The following is a 21,083-nucleotide window of genomic DNA, read 5'->3' as shown; positions in this document are numbered from 1 at the left end:
GGGATGAATGCAAACATGCGCGTGCCGGATACGTGGAGAAAAAACTTCGAAAAGCCTCCGAAATTGCTGGGAACCTTATTTTGGCTGCATGGCACGGAAAGTCCCGAAGAGCTCAGGAAGACGTTCGATTTGGCCGTCGGCTCCGGGATCGGGGAGCTTACGCTGGAGTCCAGGCCCCATTGGGACTATCTCGGACCGAAGTGGTGGTCGGATTTGAAACTGGTTCTGGGCTGGTGCCGGGAAGCCGGCGTAAGCGCCTATTTGTTCGACGAAAAATGGTACCCGAGCGGAGTGGCGGGCAATACGATCCAAAAGCTTGATCCGGCGTTTCGGCGTTCGTCGGTGCGTCTCCAATATGTGCGTTACCGCGGACCGCTAAACCGGGTAAGCTTGATGCCTCCTTGGACGCACCGGAGCAGGTCCGTGGTGATGAGCGTCTATGCTTATCCAAAAACGGACGGGGTCATCGCTTACGATCAGGGGATCGATTTGACCGAACGGCTTCAACGTCCCGATTCTCCGCATATGCACGGGATCGTGAACGGCATTCGTTGGGACGTTCCTCCGGGAGAGTGGATCGTTTGCTTTACGGTCGAAGACAGGGCGGATAATTACATTGATCCTCTTCACCCGGGAGCCGTTCAAGCCTTCATCGACCGCGTGTATGAATCGTCGAAAACGGAAATCGGCGCATATTTCGGCCATCCGGTCCAAGGCTTTTTCTTTGACGAGCCGGCCTATTTCAATCATGAACAGGAAATCCCCTGGGGATACGACCTTCGCAATCGGTTCATTGAAGCGAAAGGGTATGACCCGATCCCTTATATGCCGGCCTTGTGGCTGAAGGAGGAAAGCAGGGGAAGCGAATTTTTCGTCTTCGATTACTATGACTTTTTGAACAAAACTTATGCCGAAACGTATTGCCGGCCGATACACGAGTGGTGCCGACGGCACGGACTGAAATATATCGGGCATTGGTACGAGCACGAAGCAAGTCCGACGCACGGGGAGCGATACATGTTTCATGAACGGACCACGGAAGGGCCGGGCGATTTTTTCGAGGTTTCCCGTTATGCGGATGAAGGCGGCATCGACGTCGTATGCAATCAGATTATTCCGGGACACCGCAATCGGGATTATTGGGGACTGCCCAAGTTGGGCAGCTCCGCCGCCCATGTGTACGGCTTCAAAGACGATTTGGCCATGTCGGAGACGTTCGGGGCCTACGGCTGGCACCTCGGGCTAAAAATGATGAAGTGGCTCACGGATTGGCAGGCCGTCAGAGGCATCAATCACTTTATCCTGCATGCCTTCAACCCGAAATGGCCTGATCTGGATTGCCCGCCCTATTTTTATGACGGGGGACATAACCCGCAATGGCCGTATTTCGCGGCATATGTCCATTACGTAAATCGGCTTTCGTATTTTTTTCGCGAGGGAACCCACGTTGCGTCAATCTTGCTAGTCTATCCGGGAGCGCTGGGCCTTGCCGGCGCTTCGACTCCGATCGAGGATGTGCAGCAGGTGCTTCAGGAAAATCAATACGACTACGACCTCGTTCCGCAGCAAGAGCTGCTGCAGAGCTCCAGCATCGCCGAGGGCAAACTTGGGCTTCGCAATGAGAGATACGCTGCGGTCGTTGTTCCCGGTGTAGAAATCTTGACGGAAGAACTGCTCGATAAGCTGAACGAGCTGGCGGAGCTGGGCATCCCGGCCGTATTCTTCAACCGGATGCCGACGCAGGTCGTGAACCGTAGGCGGGAAGTTTTGCCGCGGACGGCAATCAGTGCTTCGCCGGGCTTGCATCTGGCAAGCGACGCATCGGCGCTGCCGGAGGTGCTCCGTCAATGCGGCGTTCCGGCGCAGCTGCCTTTTGCCGGTACCGGCGGGGAGCATTTACGCATCCTTCACCGAATAAGGGAAGGGCATTCCCTTTGGATGGTCAGCAACGAAGATGTAGACGCTGCCGTCGACGGTTGGATCTGCTTTCCGGGGGAACCGAGGATCGACATCGTGCAGGCCTGGGAGCCGTTGACCGGTGAACGATGGATGCTGGAGCGGCAGCCTTCGCCGGGCGGGCGTTACGGGCGGGAGTTCCGCCTGCGTCTTCCTCCTTACCGGTCGTTAATGCTGATCCCGTCAGCCATGGATGACCGGGGTGACCAAGATGCATCGCAACTTCCCGTTCCGGCGGCTTATACCGAAAACGAGCGCCTGATTGGCGTGAAGGACGTTGACGGCAGCCAGATCCGGTTTGATTGGCAGGGAGGAGAAAGAAGCGGATTGTCGTCGTGGCTGCAGCTGGACCCTTCTTTTTCCGGCACCGTCGCATACGAGTGGGAAATGGATGTATCTTCGGCCGATCTGGGCGCGGCTAAGCGGATGATTCTGGATCTCGGTCAAGTGGAGGAAATAGCGGAGGTGACAGTGAATGGCGCGTCGGCCGGATGCAGCTTTGTGCCGCCATATCGTTTTGATGTGACGCCATGGCTGTTTCCCGGTATGAACCGGTTTAAAGTATGCGTCACGAACGTTGTATCGAACCGCATGAGCAAGGCCGCCGAGCTAGAGGATGCCGGACCCGATTGGAAGGAACGCCGCGAAATGTTTTCCATTCCGAAGGAAGGCGGGCTTCTCGGACCTGTTCGGTTGGAAATCCATGACACGTTAGGAAGTGAATGCGTTGGACATCATCCGTAAGCTGGACGGGGCATTCCGACTGTCCTGTCCCGGTGCCGGGAGTCCGGACATCAAAAAGGACTGGGAGGGAAATCCATGAATCGCAAACCGGGGGACTGGAACATCGGCATTTCGTTCAGCTTAGCCAACCCGATCGACTTCAATAAAATGGCCGAATCCGGAATCCGTTGCATGGAGTTGACATGGCAACCGCTTGATATTTTCGATCCGGAAGTCAAACGAAGATGCGATGAGGCGGTAGACACAGCCCGTGGACTGGGCATCGAAGTTTGGTCGCTGCATATTCCGTTCGGTACCGGTTGGGATCCGTCCAGCCTGGATTCGGCCACCCTGGAACAAGTCATCGCCAAAGTCCGCCGCCTGTTCGGCTACGCCGCGGATTGGGGGATTCGAACGCTTGTATTCCATCCCAGCTGGGAACCCGTGCCTGCGGAAGAACGGGCCCAAAGATTGCAGACCGCCAAGCAAACCCTCGGCCTGCTCTCCCAGGAAGCGGCCGCGAACGGGCTAAGGCTGGCAGCCGAATGCCTGCCCCGCACTTGTCTCGGACATTCAGCCAGCGAGATGGAATTTCTGACGGCAGGGAATCCGGCGCTCGGCGTATGCTGCGACGTGAACCATTTGTTTAAGGAAACACCTCAGCGGTTCATTGAGAGGCTGGGGGATCGGATCGTGACGACGCATATTTCGGATAATGACGGAACCGACGAAAAGCATTGGATGCCCGGAAAAGGCAATCTGCAGTGGCATGACATCCTGCGTGCATTTGCTGAGGCCGGCTACCAAGGACCCATGGTGCATGAAGTCAGAAACCCGGACCCGCTTGACATCGCGGCGAACTGGCATGAAATCCTTAACGCAAATTCAAACCTATGAGGAGGGTTATACCATGAACATTCGAAAGCTCAATTTCAGGACGCGCCTGCTGCTGATCGTGATGACGGCGGTAACCTTTACGGTCGTTAATCACCAAGCATCCGCGGATCCCGGCCTGCACAAGGATTATTGGATTGCCGTGACGGACCAGGGATCGGAGCAGATCCGGGTTTACGATCCGGAGAAAGTGGATTGGAACCAATCCAACGCATTAAAATGGTCTTGGTCGCCCACCGAAAAAAACGGCTTCGGGGGACTGCTCCAAGGCTGGGGGCTTCCATCGGACGTGAAGCTGAGGGAAGGCAAGACCGGCGGAAAATATATGGTCGTGACCGACTCCAGAGGGCTTGCCGCTCTTGTTCCATATCCGTCGGGCAACAGCAGGGCCTGGGGGGTGATCGTTGGCGGAAACCCGCATGCAGCCGAATTGCTTCCGGACGGAAACGTAGCGGTTGCCGCGAGTGCCGGCGGTTGGGTGCGGGTTTATACGGCTTCGCAGGGAGCCGATTCATCGACGTATACGGAATTTTCGCTGCCGGGGGCGCACGGCGTGCTGTGGGACCCGGAGCAGGGCGTGCTGTGGGCGCTGGGAGATTATGATTTGGTGTCCCTGAAAGTGAAAGGAACGCCGGCGGCCCCGATTCTGGAAGAGGTTCACAGAAAGCGGCTGCCCACCAATTGGGGACATGATCTGTTTGCGGTTTATGGGGATACCGACAAATTATGGGTCACCTCCAATACGCAGGTATATCAATACAGCAAATCGGCCGATTCCTGGTCTGAGGATTATCCGGGAGCGGGCGAAATCAATCATCATTGGGTAAAAAGCGTAGGCAACCAGCCGTCCGGCCAAGTCGTCATGACGAACCAGAAAGCGGGCACGAAATACACGTGGACAACGGATACCGTCGATCTGTATCAACCGGATGATCAACGTCTGGTTGCCGGCGGCGCGTTTTATAAAGCCCGGATCTGGAATTCGGATTACCAATAAATCTGATATGGGGAAGTTTGGATAAATTTTTCGAAGCCGCGTACATCGCGGCTTTTTTGTTTTACGATAGATCCATGCCCCTCAGGGGGACGAAACTTCTCTTCATGGCCGATTCGAGGAATCAAGCGCATTCCCTTGGCTTATGACTTTGAAAAACATGATTTTTTGCACTAAAAATGAACTTTAGGATCCTCTGGCGTCTCTTATGTATGAAAAGGGGAGAGAACATGAAAGTTAGCCATCTTGTCAAGCAGGCCAAAAAAGGCGACAAAGAAGCATTATTGCAGCTCATCATGGCCGATCAGGACGCTTATTACCGCCTCGCGTATACCTACATGGAAAACGAGCATGATGCGATGGACGCCATGGAGGACATGATCGTCACGGTGTATGAAAAGATCGATCAATTGCAAAAAGGGGAAGCATTCTATAGCTGGAGCAAGAGCATTCTTGTCAATCGGTGCAAAACGCTGCTCCGCAAAAAGAATCGATACCTTGCATTCGGAGAAGGGGAAGAGGCATCGCATTCTGCATTGACTGACGAAAATCCCTATCGCGATACGGAGTCCGAGATGGACATGCAGGTGCTTCTATCCCATCTGAACAAACGGCAGCGGGAAGCCATCGAGCTTCGTTACGTTCACGATCTTCCCTATCAGACGATTGCGGACATGACGGGCGTACCGCTTGGAACCATCAAATCGCGAATTTCTCAAGGCATGCAGAAATTGAAAGCCATGATCGGGGGTGATCGTTATGAAAACGATCGAGAAGACATTAGAGGAGTATAAGCAGTCGGTGAATAAAGTGCAGGCTCCGCCAGGCCTGGAGGAGAGGCTTCGGAATGCGCTGGAGCGCGTTCCCGCCAAAAAAAGAAATACGAGCAAAGCATGGGCATGGGCCGTCTCCACTGCAGCAGCGCTCATTCTCATGCTCGGAGTATATGAGTATCCTGCCTTCGCTTATTACGGAAGCAAATTGTTTAACGGCGCCGGTTTGAACTCGCTCAGCTTTGCCGAAGTGATGGAACAAGGATTCGGACAACAGGTAAACAAACGCACCACGCTTCCGGACGGCACCGTTCTGACCATTCATGGCGTGATTGCTGACGATAACGTTTTCCGTTTGTATTACAACATCGATCTACCCGAAGGCATCGAATTTACCGACGATCGTATTGGACGGTACCATTTTGACAACGTGAAGGGGTTCTTGACCGATTCGGCTCCGCTTAGAGGCGGCGGAAATCCCGGGAAAAGCAAAAGCCAATTCGCGGGATACGCTGAATTTGAGCCGGTCAGCCCCTTCTCCCGGACATTAACCGTCACTTTTAGCGAGTGGCTGGACAACGGAAAAAAGGCATCGTACCCCATTACATTCGATTTTGAAGCGAACAAAGCGATGAAAAGCATCGTCAAAGAGGAACTTTCGGATTCCGTTGACGTCGATCAAGGAACCATCCACTACGACTACATTACGGCATCGCCGACCTCAACGATCGTGAAGGGGCATTATGAACTCGAAGCATATCCGAGATTTTCAGGGAAAACCAGGCTTTACGTGAATGGAATCGAAGTAAGATTAAATGAGGAAAAGGGACAGCATCCGGCGGACTTCCAACTGAATTTCGACCCGTTCCCAACCCGCAGCATTCAGTCCATTGAACTTGTGCTCGAAAATTTTGAAGGATACCATAAAATAAACGATCCGATCCCGCTTGGGTCGCCATCCGATCGCTCCATTAAAGTTGGGGATGAAAAATTCTGGATTCGAAGCGTCACGAAAACCGACGCGGGGTATGAGATCGTTATTGCCAGAAATCAATTCACTTTCCTGGACAAAGGCAGCTTATCCGTCCAAGCCGGGGGCAAAATCATTCCTGTTTCGTCGATTTCGGCCGAACGCCAGTGGGATTTGAATAACGGCAATATTTTATGGGAACAGACGTATTTGTTTAACACTCGGGATAAGCCTGAATTTCTGCTGGCGGATGGATATCAATATATCAAGACCTACAAGAAGAAAATATCGATTCCAGTCGATAGGCAAAAATAAAAAGCATGGTTTTATTTGACCGTCCATTGGTTCGGCCTTCCGGTTTCCCGGGAGGCTGTATGTTTTTTAGTCGGTAGAACTGGGGGAAATCCGCATATTGTTGCAAATGCAATAAAAATAGTGTAGGATGTATTCGGAAAATAAGTCGATGGAGGTGCATGCATTGAAAGAAATTCTGCGTGAAATCGGAATGATCGCCCGGGCGTTGGATTCGATCAGCAATATCGAATTTAAGGCATTGGATCTTACCAAAGGCCAGTACTTATACCTTGTCCGAATATGCGAAAACCCGGGAATCATTCAGGAGAAATTGGCCGAAATGATTAAAGTAGACCGAACGACGGCGGCTCGCGCGATTCAAAAACTCGAAATGAACGGATTTATCGAAAAAAAAGACGATGAACATAACAAGAAAATAAAAAAGCTGTTTCCGACGGCCAAAGGCAGCGACGTCTATCCTTTTATCAAACGGGAACATGACCATTCGAACGGGGTCGCGTTAGCCGGATTTACCGAAAGCGAAGCTGAAACGCTGTTTCATCTGCTCCAAAGAGTCAGAAAAAACGTAGAAACCGACTGGGAATTCGTCAAAAAAGGAAACAAAAGAAATTATTGAACAGAGATTAGGGAGATAAATACAATGACCGCCATAACAATCAAAAAATGCAGCGTCGACGATGTACAAACGCTCCAAAACATAAGCATGGAAACATTCATCGATACGTTCAAGGATCAAAATTCGCCGGAAAATATGAAAGCTTACGTGGAAAAGGCTTTTAACTTAAAGCAATTGGAAACGGAACTCTCAAACCAAGCTTCGGAATTCTATTTTATTTATGCGGATGGGGACATCGCCGGGTATTTGAAGGTAAACGCAGGCGATGCCCAATCCGAAGCCATGGGCCATGATTCGCTTGAAGTCGAGAGGATTTATGTCAGGAAGAAATTTCACAAGCAGGGACTTGGCAAATACCTAATGAATAAAGCTATTGAAATTGCCACGGAACAAAATAAAGAAAAAATTTGGCTGGGCGTCTGGGAAAAGAACAAGAACGCCATTGATTTTTACAGCAAAATGGGTTTTGTTCATACCGGAGCGCACTCGTTCTATATGGGTGATGAAGAACAAACCGATTTAATCATGACCAGGACGCTAAAATGACATTTTTAGAGAAATATAAAGCCGCAAAAAAGAAACGGCAGCAGACTAGACTGAAAAGCCATAGGCTGCCGCCGCTTCGTATATTAGTCCGAACCTCGGCTTTGTGCGTCGGCTCTTCCCGGGGGAATATTAACCCAAGAAAGCAATGGAACGTTTGACTTTCTTCGCAAATTCAATCGGATCGTCGATCGACTCCCAGTGAACATACATCAAACGCGGATTTTCGAACAACCAGTGATTGTGGACTGCCGTTACTTTAATCCCGTTTTTGCGAAGATTCGTCAACAATCGATTGACCTGACTTTGGAAAAGGGCCGTTTCCCCCAAGCAGAGCGCACGACCGGAGCTGTTCAGCGATTCAAACGAGAATAGTTGATAGCGGATCAATGGAGAGGTGGTACGTCTTCCTAAAATCGATGCTCTAATTCTCCGGTTTCTGGAGACGAAACAAACCGGGCCTTTCGTAATTTCATGCTCCGTTCCACCTAAGATCGCCGAGAATTCGTTACAGAGTTTTTTAAAGCGAGGACTTACTTTAACTTCCGCCATACGAAATCATCCTCTCATTTAAGGTATGAATGCAGTCGATCGTTAACCCAAAAATTTAATGGATTCTTTTGTTTTTCTTGCAAATGCGACAGGATTGTCAACGGATTCCCAATGCATATACATTAAGCGAGGCTGTTCTTTGAGCCAGTGATTATGAACGGCCGTTACTTTAATCCCGCGTTTGCGGAGATTCGACATCAAGCGGTTCACTTGGTTCTGATGCACGGCGGTTTCACCCAAACAAAGCGCGCGGCCGGACTTATCGAGCGACTCGAAGGAAAACATTTGCATTTGCACCAGCGGGGACCGCGTTCTTCTACCTAAAATTCTCTCACGTAGATTCGTCATCCGCGTAACAAAACAAACCGGACCTGCTTCGATTTCCGATTGCCCTCCCAATATTTTCGCGAATTGGCTGCAGAGCTTTTTGAATTGCGGGCTAACCTTTACTTGTTCTGCCATCACATGTCCTCCTTTAATCCATTTCTATGTATCCTATGATCGAAGAAGAGAATTGTATTGGACCAATCTCTTAAGTGATATGACCGAAAAAAAGAGTTTCCATATTAGTTCATATCAAAAACCTGACTTATCATCTTAAGTCAGGTTCAAAGTCTCGATATGAACACCTTCAGCACGCGCGAATCATCCCGGAACGCCAGAATTCATTCTTCGCCCCATTCCGTTCGTGTCCGCCGTTTTTTTGGAGGGTTTGTTTTTTTGCCTAATTGCCTAGCTATCGTATAGCCGATCAGATAGGCTGCGGCGGAAGTGTTTCCGTCGACCGTAAAAGGGACGATGGATGCATCCGCAACGATCAAATTTTTGACCCCATGCACATTTCCTTTACGATCAACGACGCCTCCCTTGGATAAAGGGGCCATTCGCAGAAAGCCTTGCTGATGGTGATTATGGTCGAAATTCTCTTTAATAAATGCTTCAAGCCTTTCATCATCATCGATCGTATCCAACGTAGGCGAGAGAAGCTGATAAGAAGGATCAATCCGTGATAGCTCAAGAGCAATATTTTTGATATATGTCCGATAGATTTGTTTTACGGCCTCCAGATCGTCCGGATCCGAAAGAAATCCTTCGTCTGCCAATACGATGTTTAGCGGATCCTTGCTTTGTATCCGGATATTCCCCTTGCTTTTAGGACGCAAATACAGAATGGCTATGGTCAATTGCCCGTCTGCACCGATGCCGACGAGTTGAACGCCCCGCTCGTCGGGAGTGTTTCCGGATGGATCCGGCAAAAAAGCTCCCCCCGTATAAAGCGCATCCGGATCAGCGGCAGGAAGGGGATCATCATTGGGATTGGTACTGAAAAAGGCGAAGTTTAAAGTGTGATTTTTTAATCGTTGCCCTACGTTTGGATTATTGAAAACGACGGGGATTCCCGCTTTTTTCAACATTTTGGCCGATCCGATTCCGGACAGCATCAGCAGCTGAGGGCTGTTGATTCCTGCCGATATAATCACTTTTTTTCGTGCATGCGCACAAATGCATTGTCCATCCTTCAAAAATTCAACTCCAATGGCACGTTTGCCGGAAAAAAGAACGCGAAGAGCCGTGGTGCGGAAGAGCACGGTTAACTTACGGTTTTGGACTCCTTTGCCTGAAGCCGTCATGATATCCGAAGACAGAAAGGCTGTGGATGAGCTTTCCCTTCGGCCATCCGGTTGTTGGTATAATTGCCAGCGGGTGAATGGTCCGAGGGGAGTATCGGGATCATTATAGTCAAGTATCATGGGGTAACCGGTAGCCCGCTCGATTGCATTTGTCAATTTACGGGCCATGGAGGTGGGGGTTTCAGGCGCTTGCCTGATGTCTATTCTGCCTTTATAACCGTGTGCGGCTTTGTTTGTCGTTGAACCATTGAATTTTTCCAACCGCTTGAAACGCCGCAGCGCTTTATCGGGGGACCATATGGGTCCAAGCAACCGTTCCCATTTTCGAAGTACAGCTGCCGTCGGACGGACATATTGCTCTCCGTTTATAGAGGAACCGCCTCCCAGGAGTCGGCCCGTGGTCCATTCGAATGTCCGGTCGTCAAGTCCGGTCTGAGGAACTCCCTCACCTTGCCAAAAGTAATTCGGAGAAAACTGTTCTTCAAGCTCCGGTGCAAAGGTTGAATCCTGGATCGGTTGATCTTTGTCATGATTTCCGCCCGATTCCAGTACGAGTACGGAGGTCCGTTTGTCGTCGGTAAGCGTCTTGGCGATAACGGCTCCTGCCGGACCGGTTCCTACAACGATATAATCATAGGTCAAGTTTTTTTTCATTCCCGGGCTCCTTTAATAAATGAACTGATTCAGAATATTATATGGTTCCGGTAATGGTGCCTATTTCAAGGTCGCGGCTCCGATAAAAAATCAGTTCATCTAACCGGGAAGGGGAAATGCCCAAACACGATGCGTTGGAGGCATGGTGTTTGGGGGCCGTATAGGATGGGCGAAGATTTAGGAGCAGAGGATGGTGGCGGGAGCGAAATCCGCATGATTCTAGTTCACGGTCCTGCTTCTCGATTGTTGCAAACCTGTGGTGGATAAAAATAGATAAATAGACCCTGCAGTAATCTGCAGGGTCTTGCTATTGTTGTTGTTTACCATAGAAAAGATCTTGTGATGATCACCAGCAATATGAATAAAACCAAAATGACTCCGATATTTCCTCCCCATAATCCTCCAGGACCGTAGCCCGCGCCAACGCCTCCAACGACTTCACTCATCACGTACGACCTCCTTGATATAAAATACACTGTATCATATGGATTCATTTGGATTGAGTAAGGGCAAAAAGGCAATAAAAAATCATGCCGCAAAATAGCCTGTTCCTTTCGACTTTTTCTCTTGTCCAACATTTTATGCCGCATCATATTTTTTAGAGAAGGACAAAAACTGTTTCTCTAGACCCACACAAAGTTTGTAAGCTACTATTAGATTCTGGTCGTTATTTCGCCTTCACGTTCAAAGCGTCAAATGATGATTAAATATGTTTTATGGGAGCAATGAATTCGTGGTTAATGAAAACAGGCAATCATCGATTGCGATTTGGCTCAGTTTTATCAGTAACGTAGCATTAACTGCAGTCAAACTTTCAGTCGGAATATTATTCGGCAGTCCGGTACTCGTCGCAGACGGGGTGCACAATGCAGGCGATGTCGTGGCTACCGGGGCCGCCCTCAGCTCGATGCGCGTCTCCAAGCTGCCCCCCGATGAAGATCATCCCTATGGCCATGGGAAAGCAGAGGTGGTCGGGGCGGGAATCGTAGCGATTATTTTGGCGCTCGCAGCCATCTACATGGCATACCATTCCGTTGCAATCCTTTTTGAACCGCCGCATAAGGCTACGATGATCGCCCTCGTTGCAGGTGTGTTCTCTTTGGTCCTCAAACAAATTTTATATGTATATACCATGTCGATAGGCAAGAGGTTGAAAAGTAACGGCTTGATTGCGACTGCTTATGATCATCTGGCGGATGTTTATGCATCCATTGCTGCCGTCGCAGGGATTGGATTGGCCATGATCGGCGATCATTATCATATCGGAATTCTGTCCTACGGGGATCCTATTGCAGGAATCATCGTCGCTGTTCTTGTGTTCAAATTGGCTTTTCATATGGGAAAGTCATCGATCGACGTATTGATGGAGAAAAACATCGATCCGGAAAAAATAAACGAACTTATTGAACTGATTCAACAAATTCCGGAAGTGAAACGCCTTGACAGAATTAGGGGCAGGGACCACGGACATTATATCATCGTTGACGTCAGAGTCGGCGTTCCGGCAGAACTAAGCGTTCAAGAAGGACACGACATTTCCCGTAAAATCAAACAAAACATCATGGAACAGCATGCTGACGTTGAGGAAGTTTTGGTGCATTTAAATCCATGGTATGAAGACGATGATCATGAGTTTAAGGGACCGGATAATTAATCCTCTTAGCAACTGCTTTCCGAATCGCCAAAAAGCCAGCCGCCGGATCCAACCTGGCGACTGGCAACCATTTTTTTGAGTCCACTTTCCGTAAGCTCCCCGGCATTTGCGCCAAAGTCGAATTTCATCGATGCGCTGTGCAGTTGAAGTCTGACAAGCGGTTTGGGAAGATAGCCCTTACAACGTGCTGAACACGATATTGCGCAGCTTGCGGGTAATCGGCATCGTGCCGGCGTCTTTTTTCTGGACCATAAACAGGAACGTCAAACCGTCATGAGGGCTGTTGCAAAAGTAAGCCCCAAGCCAGCCGTCCCATCCGTATTCGCCTTGGCTGCCGATGAATCCGGCTTTGCCCGGATCGGTCATGATGCGCATTTGTTTGCCATAGCTATGGCCTCGCAACGAATGCCACGTATCGAAGCCTTTTTGCTGCCAATCGGTTAAAGAAGCCGATGTCAAATATTGAACCGTTCGGGGTTTCAACAAACGAACGCCGTTTAAGCTGCCTTGATTCATCAGCATCGTCGTAAATTTGGCGGCATCGTCAATCGTGGACGCAAGTCCCGCTCCCCCGGACTCGAATGCCGGATCACGGTCCATCGGATGCCAGATGCCAAGATTGTTTTCCTCGTACAACTTCAAGCGGCCAACGCCGTCCTCCTGGTAGGTTTTCACGAGGCGTCCTCTTTTTTCTGTGGGCAGCCAAAAACCGGTATCTTTCATCCCCAGCGGCTCGAAAATTTCTCTTTTCAAAAATTGTCCGTACCGCACGCCGCTTACCGCTTCCACGACCGCTCCAAGAACGTCGGCCGACGTTCCATACTGCCAGGACGATCCCGGCTCGAACGAAAGCGGGCCTTGCCCCAGGCGGTTTGCGAATTCCATGGTGCTCATCGGATTATCGCCGCTCAACCGGCTGCCCAATTCCTGAAATAAGGCCTCCGTGTGCCGACCGGCTCTGTCGGTTCCGCCATAGGCCAAACCGGAAGTCATGTTCAACAAATCGTGGATGTTGACTTCCCGGGAGGCTGGCGCCAATTCGCCGTTTTTTTCGACCCGTTGGTTTTTGAACCCGGGAATGTAGCGGCTGACCGGATCAAACAAATCGATCTCCCCGCGTTCTAACAGCATCATGACCGAGGCAGCGGTAATCGGCTTCGTCATTGAATATAAACGAAAAATCGAATCCCTGGTCAGCGGGCGTCCCGATTCGAGGTCGGCCAAGCCGTCTTCATGATAAAAAACTTCCTTGCCGTCTTTGATCACCATGAAGTTCGCGCCGGCGATCTCCTGGTTGTCGATGCTTGCCCTCAGCGTTTTTTGCAATTGATTGACAATGATCGGTTCCAGCATGTTTTATAGGGCTCCTTTTCGAAAAAGTTTGCTTGAATTCAAGCGGAAATCCACGCACTAAACAGAATATAAGCGCTTTCGGGCCGGTTGTATAGGGTTTGCGGCGATTATTTGAACGAAAAAAGACCACTTGCTTGTGAACTGCACCCCTAATGTTAGACATCATCTAACATATTAGGGGCGAAGTTCACATTGAAGCGGTCAGCTAAACGAATGCCCGGAACCAATTCGCCGGGTAATCGGGTAAATGCGGACGAGGCAGCCCATGCCGTCGTCGGCCCGATCCCGGGGCATCGTCAAAACCATCAGGACGATACGATTCGAACGAATTCGATGGCCCGAAGCGGAATGATGGCCGTATCGGTCGGAGGGCCATATATGATCGGAGGCACCTTTAATGTAACGGTGCTTTCTTCCACCGAGGTTAACGTCCCGACGATGATATCGCCGGACACCGCTACTTCGGTTTCGGATCCGATAAAGCCCTGAAGCCAATCTACAAAACGCATGAGGGTTCGCCTCCTTTGCAAATGACGAATAGGAAATCAAAAAACGTCAATCGAATTGGGTTACTGTACGGACGTAATATTGGTGAAAGGAATAAGAACGAGATCGCCCGAGGCTTCCCGAAGCTGAACCCCATCCTCGGCCGTAGCCAATACGACGCCTTCCAGGGTAACGAAAGTAGTACCGACGCGTACCTTCTGTCCGGTTCGGGCTTCGAAATATCGGATAAGCTCCGGAATGGCGACCAACCCGGTTCGGATCTGAGCCTCCAGCGATTCGACCCGTTCGGTTAAATGTTCGGTTTGCCGGCTGAGATGTTCAACCTTACGCGTTAACGCTTTGACTTTGGCAGCGAGTCGTCTGCCGAACAGGATGCAGCACATAAGTCATTCTCCTTTCTATCTTCGTTTGTATTGTTCGATATGCTTCTTTAGCTCCAGCAGGGAAGCAAGGCTTCGTTGTTCAGTTTCCCGGATCAAAGGCAGAGCGCGATGCACCTGGCCGGGAGCATTTTTCAAAAAGCTCTCAGCATGTTCCACCAGTTCGTCCAGCTGCCGGCGGTAATCGACGACATACGGGCCGAGCCCGAAGAATTGCATAAGGCTGTGCACTTTGCCCATCGTACTGAAGGCAAGCACCGGCTTACCTGCCCGAAGCGCTACAAGGGACGGATGGAGCTTGAATGAAAGCAAATAATCGGCGGATTGAATGAAGCTGTACGTCAGCTCGATATCCATCAGGAAAGGAAGCGTTTCGATGGATGCATGCGGCGTAAGTTCCTTCACCTTCTGCTGCAGCTGCAGGCATGTTCCAAAGTCGGAGTATGCGTTGCCCGGATGATGAATGACCGGTATGAGCGTCAGATGGAACCCCTTTTGGTCCAAATGCGAAAGCAGCTTTGCCATATTGTCCATCGGGAAGGAAGAATACGAGAACACCACCACGCCGATCGTCGGACGCCTGGAAAAACGCTTTACGGGAATGTGCGGTTGACGATAACCGAATGCGATGTCCGGAGCCACCTCCACATTCCGGTGAAAACCTGCCCGTCTCGCGATCGCTTGGGATCTCACATCCCGGAATACCGCACGTTGGGCCGTCGAGATCATATCCCGGTAAGCGGAAACCTGCTCCTTTGGCCAGGTGTGTTCGGGATAGGCATCGACAATGCCGACGCCGTAGACCCAGATGGGCTTTCCTTTCAGCTGTTCAGGGAAATAATATTTGTTGAAGGAGTAGGGGGTGATCAGATCGCCTCCTCCGATAATGAAAGCATCGGTCTGGTTCGGATCCAGCCGGGAGTTCCAAGGATAGACATGATGTTCGTCAAAAACCTGGCGTAGCGTATGAAGGAACAGATCATCCCCGAAGTTTCCCATTCCGTAATATCCGGAAGCGGCAATTTTCATGTGCGTTTCACCTCCTTTAAAATCTTGCCGAATCAAACAGAAACACCGAGCGGAGAGTTCTAACGGGATTTGCGCCAGGCCGGAAATAAATCCCGGTTGCGCTGGCTGATGCTGCGGCCGCAAATTACGCGGTGATACAAGACGGCCGGAACCTGAACGAGAAGGTGATGCTCAAGCAGCCGGGCGGTAAGGTCGATATCTTCGAAGATCCGGCCGAAGCGGTCTTCCCGGTCCCACCAACCTCCGATCGCCTTCAACAATGAGGTGCGGTACATCCGGGGAACGAGGGGGTGGGCCGAATGCGCGGATAAACCGGACGGGTTTTGTTGGCAAACGCTGCTTATGGTTCTTTTCCAGACCGGTCCCATTTGTCTCGTCCGGATCCACCATGCATAATAGGCCGTCGCCATTCCGGCTTCCGGTGCCTGATCTAGAGCTTCGGAGAGCAGCCGGACCGTATCCGGAGCCAGCCAGTCATCGCCGTCCAACTCCAGGATAAAGCGGCCTTTTGCTTCTTCGAGCAGCCGGTTCATCATGATCGCCTTGCCGCGATTTCGCGATTGAACGATAACCTTGATTCGCGGGTCGGAAAAAAAGCAGGCTTCTTCCAGGCTGTCGTCATCCGAGGCATCATCGCCGATGATCAGTTCCCAATCCCCGCAGGACTGTGCCAGCACCGAGCGGATGCTCCAGCCCATGGTACCGCCCATATTGTGAACGCTCATAAGGATCGAAACCGCTGGTTCCGATCGGGGAGGGGCCCATGCCGTCTGTTTCGATGCGCAAAAATCCGGATGCTGCCTGGTGGCAGTCAGAATAGGAAGGATATATTCGCGATCATGCTGCTGAGAAACCGGGAATCTGCCGATAAATTTACGGTTTCCGGGAATTCCGAGGCTTGGATCTGACGCTTCAGGCTTATCCAGCCGAAACATGAGGGTTTCGTCGCCGGGCATCATATCATCCTGAAGAAAACGAGCCGCAGGAAGGCGGCCGTTCCATTCCGACAGACGGTTACAGAGCCATTCCCTCCGCCATAGGCAGGGGATCCCGTCCACGCATATGCATACAGCATGATCCGGGCATGCGAAAGGCCAATCGAAGGATCGGAGCCATTGCCTATAGGGGGGAGGACTCGCACCGCTTAGCCACACCCACTCGCCATTGGAGCGGCTTGCGTCCTCGAGAACCCGGTCGCGATAGGAGATGGTTTCGTCCCGGGTGAAGCCGATGGGCTGGGAAGGAAGAATATCAAACCGCTTCATTTTCCGCTGATCCCCTTGAGACGAAGCGTTTCCGCAATGACCCGATCGGCCGCCTTTCCGCGTTCGATCCAGCGGTTGTTGCGAGCATAGGCAACTCGGGCTTGCTTGCTTTCCTCCGTATCCGGGCGCGCGAGGATATCCCCAAGTTTCGAAATGAAATCGTCGTGGGTGGTCGCGGTTTTTACATGCGGTTCCATCGCGATGCACTCCGGCAGGGCGGTCGACAATACGCGGACGCCTGCAGCCATATACTCGTAAGCTTTGACCGGGTTGGTTGCGAGCGTAATGGGATGATATTGAAAGGGAATTAAGGCTACGTCGATATGACGAAGATAGCGTTTGAGTTCACCGTGGGGTTTTTCACCGAGAATATGCACATTGGGAAGCTGCGAGTAATCGCCGGAGCTGCCGTAAGGAGCGCCAATGGAAACGAAATGGACATGCGGAAATGCGGCGGCCGCCTTGGCAAAAAGCTCGTGATCCACCCAATAGGCCCAAGCCCCGATATAAGCGGCAACGGGACCTTCCGGCAGGTCGGCGGGACGTTTGGATGCCGGGGCATCAAAAAATGAAGGGTCCGCTCCGTTGGGAATCAACGTCAGCGGCTTGTCGGGATACGCTAGAGAAAGACGGGTGTGAATAACATCCGCCGTGCACACGACATGGTCCGCCCGTTCGATCATCTTCGGCTCGTATTTTGCCCAATGCGGAAATTCATCGCAGCAGTCATAGATCGTAACGTCCGGCTTGAACAACGTGTCGATGCGCGTCCGGAGCTTGGACCAGGTCGTCCAGACGACAACCGGTTCCTCCTTGCGAAGTACGGGGAGTTTTTTGGATAAGAAGGCCTTCGTATCCGTAAATAGATAGACATTTTTTTCAATCTCTTTAAACTCTGAATCCAGCGGTGCCAGGTTTTCGAAGAAAACCTGATGTCCCAACGCCCCTAACTGGGTCATCAGCTGCTGCGGCCTTTGCTTCATATAGGACCAGTTCATCGTTCTTGGATAAATGATCACAGCCAATAGTTTTTCCTCCTTTCTTTGATGCTAGGGTTACTATATGCATTGATAGCTTTGAAGATTGGACGATTGCACGAATCGAGCTTAAAATGGTTCATTATTATGCAAAGAACGGGACCCGTTCGGAACGTTTCTATCAATCTTTCATATCATGTTCCCGATGACCATTTCGATAGGAGCGAGGAGCGTGAAACGTTTATGGATAAAAAGGTGCTTGTCGTTTTTGGCACGCGACCGGAAGCCATCAAAATGGCTCCCTTGGTCAAAGAACTCGAACAAACTCCGGGTTTCACACCGGTCGTGTGCGTTACCGCACAGCATCGGGAGATGCTCGATCAGGTGCTGCAATGTTTTGATATCCGTGCGGACATGGATTTGAATATGATGAAGGAAGGGCAAAGCCTGTACAGCTTGAGCGCGGATCTGCTTCGGGGGATGGAGGAGGTATTCCGGAAGGATTCATATGATCTGGTCCTGGTTCACGGGGACACGACGACCGCGTTTATTGGCGCCTTGGCCGCTTATTACGCCAAAGTGCCCGTCGGCCATGTGGAGGCGGGGCTTCGAACCTATGACAAATACGCGCCTTTTCCCGAGGAAATGAACCGGGAGTGGATCGGCCGGGTTGCGGACATGCATTTTGCCCCGACAAAGCTGGCTGCAGCGCATCTGCTGAAAGAGAATAGAACACGGCACATTTATGTAACGGGAAACACGGGAATCGATGCCATGAAGTGGACGCTGAATGCGCCGTTTACGCATCCGCTCCAGCATAAGCTCCGGAAGGAGACGCGCTGGATACTGATGACCATGCATCGCAGGGAGAATTGGGGCGAGCCGATGAACAATGTATTCCAAGCGGTCAAACGGATTGTCCAGGAAAATCCGGATATCGAATTGATCTATCCCGTACACCCGAATCCCGCCATTCAAAAGGCCGTATCGGACGCGTTGGCGGGGCAGGACCGGATACATTTGACCGCGCCGCTGGATGTTGTGGACCTGCATCATATCATGAAGCGATCGTACATGGTATTGACCGATTCCGGCGGCATCCAAGAAGAAGCGCCTTCTCTCGGCAAACCGGTGCTTGTCCTGCGTGAGAAGACCGAAAGGCCGGAAGGCGTGACGGCGGGAACCTTGAAGTGCATCGGGACGCGGACGCCAAACGTCATGGAGGGAATCAGGAAGCTGCTGCACGACCGTAAGGCTTATGCTGCCATGGCCCAGGCGGCCAATCCGTTTGGTGACGGCCATGCTTCTGCCCGGATCGTGCGTGCAATCGGGGACTATTTTGACGTTGCGCGCGGATCTTCTTCGAATGCGTCATGGGGTTCTTAGTTGCGGCCCTATCGGAAAATCAGCGTTTGTTCGATTCCGGCCAAAACGATGTGGAGGAGGGTTCTTTTAACCCTCTCTCTGCAATGTTTTCAGGGATGACTGACACGCAGCTGCCCGCGGGAAACGTTGGAATTTTGGTATCGTTGCTTCCGTTCCGGCGAGTGTAATTTTTTATGCCTTGATGAAGACGCTCCAAGTGAACTGAAGTGAGATGAAAAACGATTAAATCCATTTGTTACCAAACAAAGTATCGAAATAATGCTAAAATACTACTGCGAATCCTTCAGCGCGAATAATCAAATGGGTGGTGTTTTGGCTTGAGCGATATAGAAGTCCGGGCCTTTAGAAAAGAGGACATGCAGAAATTAGGCGAGTTGTATCATGCCGTTACTTCTAACAATAAGGACGCCGTTTTTTGGCGGGTTGGAGAAGAACATCATGGGCCCAACGTATTCGTTGCGATCGAAAATGAAATGATGCTGGCGAAGGGACAAGTTGAAGTCATTTCCACGATCCCGACAGGCGGCCCCCCAGGGCATGCGCATTATATTTATTTCAATTTAAAGACCAGTCCGCAAAGAGAAAACGACTACCCGCTCTATGATTTGCTATATGAATGCATGTTACGCAGGGCATACGAGTTAAAAGACACGCTGCCCCGTTCGAATCGAACGATGATCGGCGTCGGGAACCATTCGACCGAAAAGCGCAACAATAACTATTTCATATCGAAAGGTTTTGTCTATTCGAAGAGTTTATATACTATGCGAAGAGACTTAAGCGAAAAAATAGACGTAGCCCCGCTTGCTGAATCTTTCCGATGCGTGAAAGAATCAATGGATACCGAGGAAAAGATCCAGGAATACATAGAAATAGATATGGAGATTTGGCCGGATGCCCCGATTGGTTACGAGCAGTTCATGAATAAGAGGAACCATGCTTCGTGGACCATGTTTATTGTAAAGGAACATGCCGCCTTCGCTGGGAGCATCATGGCTTGGTTAGATGAAGAGGGGGATGGGATCGTTGAAGATCTGTTTGTGAGACCTCCTTGGCGGAACCAAGGGATTGCAAGGCATTTGCTTTCGCAGGCGCTAACCTATCTGAAGAATCAGGGATGTGCGACTGCAGAGCTCCAAGTCGAAACGGCCAATGTTTCCGCGTTGTCCTTATACCACTCTGCCGGTTTCAAAGAAATATCGGAAGAAGTGCGTTATCATCGGGAGCTTTAAATAGTTATAGCAATAGGCATTGGTTACGGCTCTAAAAAAGAGGTTAAAGCAGAATGATGTTGATGTGATCCTGTTTAAGGTACGAGAGGAAGGGGGTTGAAAAGCATGGAGTTCAGAAAACCAAAATTCAACTAATATACGGCGGTTGTGGTATGAGAGACCGCCGATTCTAAAGATAGGTGGTTAGAAATGAAAAGCAAACCATACGAAATCATCGAACGCCTCCCAACCGTGCTTGAACATAAAACATTATGGGAAGCAGTCGGGTGGGGAAGCGCAAATATCAAGATGACGGAACCGTCCATTGCCAATTCCATTTATGGTGTAGTCGCAATCTGTGATGGAACCGTGATCGGAATGGGACGGATTGTCGGCGATGGAGCCATGTACTTTTATATACAAGACGTCGCAGTATTGCCCGAATATCAACATAGGGGAATAGGCAAGCAAATGATCGAGAAACTGCTGAAGTATATTCAGGAGCATGGTTCGGGAGCCGCTTTTGTCGGTCTATTCGCTTCCCATGGAAAAGATACATTTTACGAAACCTTCGGCTTCAAAGATCACTCGCCCGGAATGACCGGGATGTTTATGGTCATGGACAAATAGCCGAACATGGAACGGAAAATTAACCTTAAATGATTGAAGGCATAAAAATAACAAGGGAGGACTGATGAAG

Annotated in this window: 21 protein-coding genes; 11 read left to right on the top strand and 10 right to left on the bottom strand. The window is 50.6% G+C overall.

The features are described 5' to 3' along the window. Positions 1-3 precede the first annotated feature (3 nt). The 7 genes from AC27KL_RS15730 to paiA all read left to right on the top strand — a co-directional run bounded on the left by AC27KL_RS15730 (position 4) and on the right by paiA (position 7,787). Positions 4-2,700, top strand: coding sequence for a glycosyl hydrolase (locus AC27KL_RS15730; protein WP_487170309.1), 2,697 nt, complete (start codon positions 4-6; stop codon positions 2,698-2,700). Positions 2,701-2,775: 75 nt separating this feature from the next. Beyond that, the gene (locus AC27KL_RS15725) at positions 2,776-3,576 is read left to right on the top strand and encodes a sugar phosphate isomerase/epimerase family protein (RefSeq protein WP_487170308.1); all 801 of its coding nucleotides are present in this window, start codon (positions 2,776-2,778) and stop codon (positions 3,574-3,576) included. A 13-nt stretch (positions 3,577-3,589) separates the two neighbouring features. Beyond that, complete coding sequence (locus AC27KL_RS15720; protein ID WP_339324762.1) at positions 3,590-4,570, top strand: DUF6528 family protein; 981 nt, start codon at positions 3,590-3,592, stop codon at positions 4,568-4,570. A 227-nt stretch (positions 4,571-4,797) separates the two neighbouring features. Continuing rightward, entirely contained in the window at positions 4,798-5,361 is a 564-nt protein-coding gene (locus AC27KL_RS15715) for an RNA polymerase sigma factor (RefSeq protein ID WP_487170307.1), read from the top strand. Continuing rightward, the gene (locus AC27KL_RS15710; protein ID WP_487170306.1) at positions 5,327-6,625 is read left to right on the top strand and encodes a DUF4179 domain-containing protein; all 1,299 of its coding nucleotides are present in this window, start codon (positions 5,327-5,329) and stop codon (positions 6,623-6,625) included. Before AC27KL_RS15715 ends, AC27KL_RS15710 begins: the two co-directional genes overlap by 35 nt. A gap of 163 nt (positions 6,626-6,788) precedes the next feature. Next, entirely contained in the window at positions 6,789-7,241 is a 453-nt protein-coding gene (locus tag AC27KL_RS15705) for a MarR family winged helix-turn-helix transcriptional regulator (RefSeq protein WP_339324765.1), read from the top strand. Between the two features lie 24 nt (positions 7,242-7,265). Next, positions 7,266-7,787: a spermidine/spermine N(1)-acetyltransferase gene (paiA, locus tag AC27KL_RS15700; protein ID WP_339324766.1), complete on the top strand. Its 522-nt coding sequence runs from the start codon at positions 7,266-7,268 to the stop codon at positions 7,785-7,787. A 129-nt stretch (positions 7,788-7,916) separates the two neighbouring features. Here paiA and AC27KL_RS15695 read toward each other — a convergent pair whose 3' ends face one another. From AC27KL_RS15695 to AC27KL_RS15680, 4 genes are all read right to left on the bottom strand, one after another. Next, entirely contained in the window at positions 7,917-8,336 is a 420-nt protein-coding gene (locus AC27KL_RS15695) for a DUF1259 domain-containing protein (protein WP_339324767.1), read from the bottom strand. Positions 8,337-8,378: 42 nt separating this feature from the next. After that, positions 8,379-8,798, bottom strand: a complete 420-nt coding sequence (locus AC27KL_RS15690; protein WP_487170305.1) for a DUF1259 domain-containing protein — start codon at positions 8,796-8,798, stop codon at positions 8,379-8,381. A 203-nt stretch (positions 8,799-9,001) separates the two neighbouring features. Beyond that, positions 9,002-10,621 carry a GMC family oxidoreductase gene (locus AC27KL_RS15685; RefSeq protein ID WP_487170304.1) on the bottom strand — a complete coding sequence of 540 codons (1,620 nt, stop codon included), beginning with the start codon at positions 10,619-10,621 and terminating at the stop codon, positions 9,002-9,004. 320 nt (positions 10,622-10,941) lie between these two features. Continuing rightward, positions 10,942-11,067, bottom strand: coding sequence for a YjcZ family sporulation protein (locus tag AC27KL_RS15680; protein ID WP_339324770.1), 126 nt, complete (start codon positions 11,065-11,067; stop codon positions 10,942-10,944). A gap of 287 nt (positions 11,068-11,354) precedes the next feature. Here AC27KL_RS15680 and AC27KL_RS15675 point away from each other — a divergent pair, with 287 nt between their 5' ends. Continuing rightward, positions 11,355-12,275, top strand: a complete 921-nt coding sequence (locus AC27KL_RS15675) for a cation diffusion facilitator family transporter (protein WP_487170303.1) — start codon at positions 11,355-11,357, stop codon at positions 12,273-12,275. Between the two features lie 177 nt (positions 12,276-12,452). Here AC27KL_RS15675 and AC27KL_RS15670 read toward each other — a convergent pair whose 3' ends face one another. The 6 genes from AC27KL_RS15670 to AC27KL_RS15645 form a co-directional block, all read right to left on the bottom strand. Continuing rightward, positions 12,453-13,628, bottom strand: a complete 1,176-nt coding sequence (locus AC27KL_RS15670) for a serine hydrolase domain-containing protein (RefSeq protein ID WP_487170302.1) — start codon at positions 13,626-13,628, stop codon at positions 12,453-12,455. A gap of 305 nt (positions 13,629-13,933) precedes the next feature. Next, entirely contained in the window at positions 13,934-14,137 is a 204-nt protein-coding gene (locus AC27KL_RS15665) for a hypothetical protein (RefSeq protein WP_036715546.1), read from the bottom strand. A gap of 60 nt (positions 14,138-14,197) precedes the next feature. Continuing rightward, positions 14,198-14,518: a hypothetical protein gene (locus AC27KL_RS15660; RefSeq protein WP_487170301.1), complete on the bottom strand. Its 321-nt coding sequence runs from the start codon at positions 14,516-14,518 to the stop codon at positions 14,198-14,200. Between the two features lie 15 nt (positions 14,519-14,533). After that, positions 14,534-15,544 (bottom strand): polysaccharide pyruvyl transferase family protein, encoded by a 1,011-nt coding sequence (locus tag AC27KL_RS15655; protein ID WP_487170300.1) that lies wholly within the window; start codon positions 15,542-15,544, stop codon positions 14,534-14,536. A gap of 59 nt (positions 15,545-15,603) precedes the next feature. Then, positions 15,604-16,269: a glycosyltransferase family 2 protein gene (locus AC27KL_RS15650; protein ID WP_487170299.1), complete on the bottom strand. Its 666-nt coding sequence runs from the start codon at positions 16,267-16,269 to the stop codon at positions 15,604-15,606. Positions 16,270-16,805: 536 nt separating this feature from the next. After that, complete coding sequence (locus tag AC27KL_RS15645) at positions 16,806-17,828, bottom strand: glycosyltransferase (RefSeq protein ID WP_487170380.1); 1,023 nt, start codon at positions 17,826-17,828, stop codon at positions 16,806-16,808. A gap of 201 nt (positions 17,829-18,029) precedes the next feature. Between AC27KL_RS15645 and wecB the strand changes: the two genes are divergently transcribed. The 3 genes from wecB (at position 18,030) to AC27KL_RS15630 (ending at position 21,013) form a co-directional block, all read left to right on the top strand. Next, entirely contained in the window at positions 18,030-19,172 is a 1,143-nt protein-coding gene (gene wecB / locus AC27KL_RS15640; RefSeq protein WP_487170298.1) for a non-hydrolyzing UDP-N-acetylglucosamine 2-epimerase, read from the top strand. A 317-nt stretch (positions 19,173-19,489) separates the two neighbouring features. Then, positions 19,490-20,404, top strand: a complete 915-nt coding sequence (locus AC27KL_RS15635) for a GNAT family N-acetyltransferase (RefSeq protein ID WP_487170297.1) — start codon at positions 19,490-19,492, stop codon at positions 20,402-20,404. A gap of 189 nt (positions 20,405-20,593) precedes the next feature. Further along, complete coding sequence (locus AC27KL_RS15630; RefSeq protein WP_487170296.1) at positions 20,594-21,013, top strand: GNAT family N-acetyltransferase; 420 nt, start codon at positions 20,594-20,596, stop codon at positions 21,011-21,013. Positions 21,014-21,083 lie beyond the last annotated feature (70 nt).

The organism is Paenibacillus sp. YAE3, from assembly GCF_057546105.1.
The sequence above is the reverse complement of the archived record's forward strand: the minus strand, read 5'-3'. Positions and strand labels throughout refer to the sequence as shown.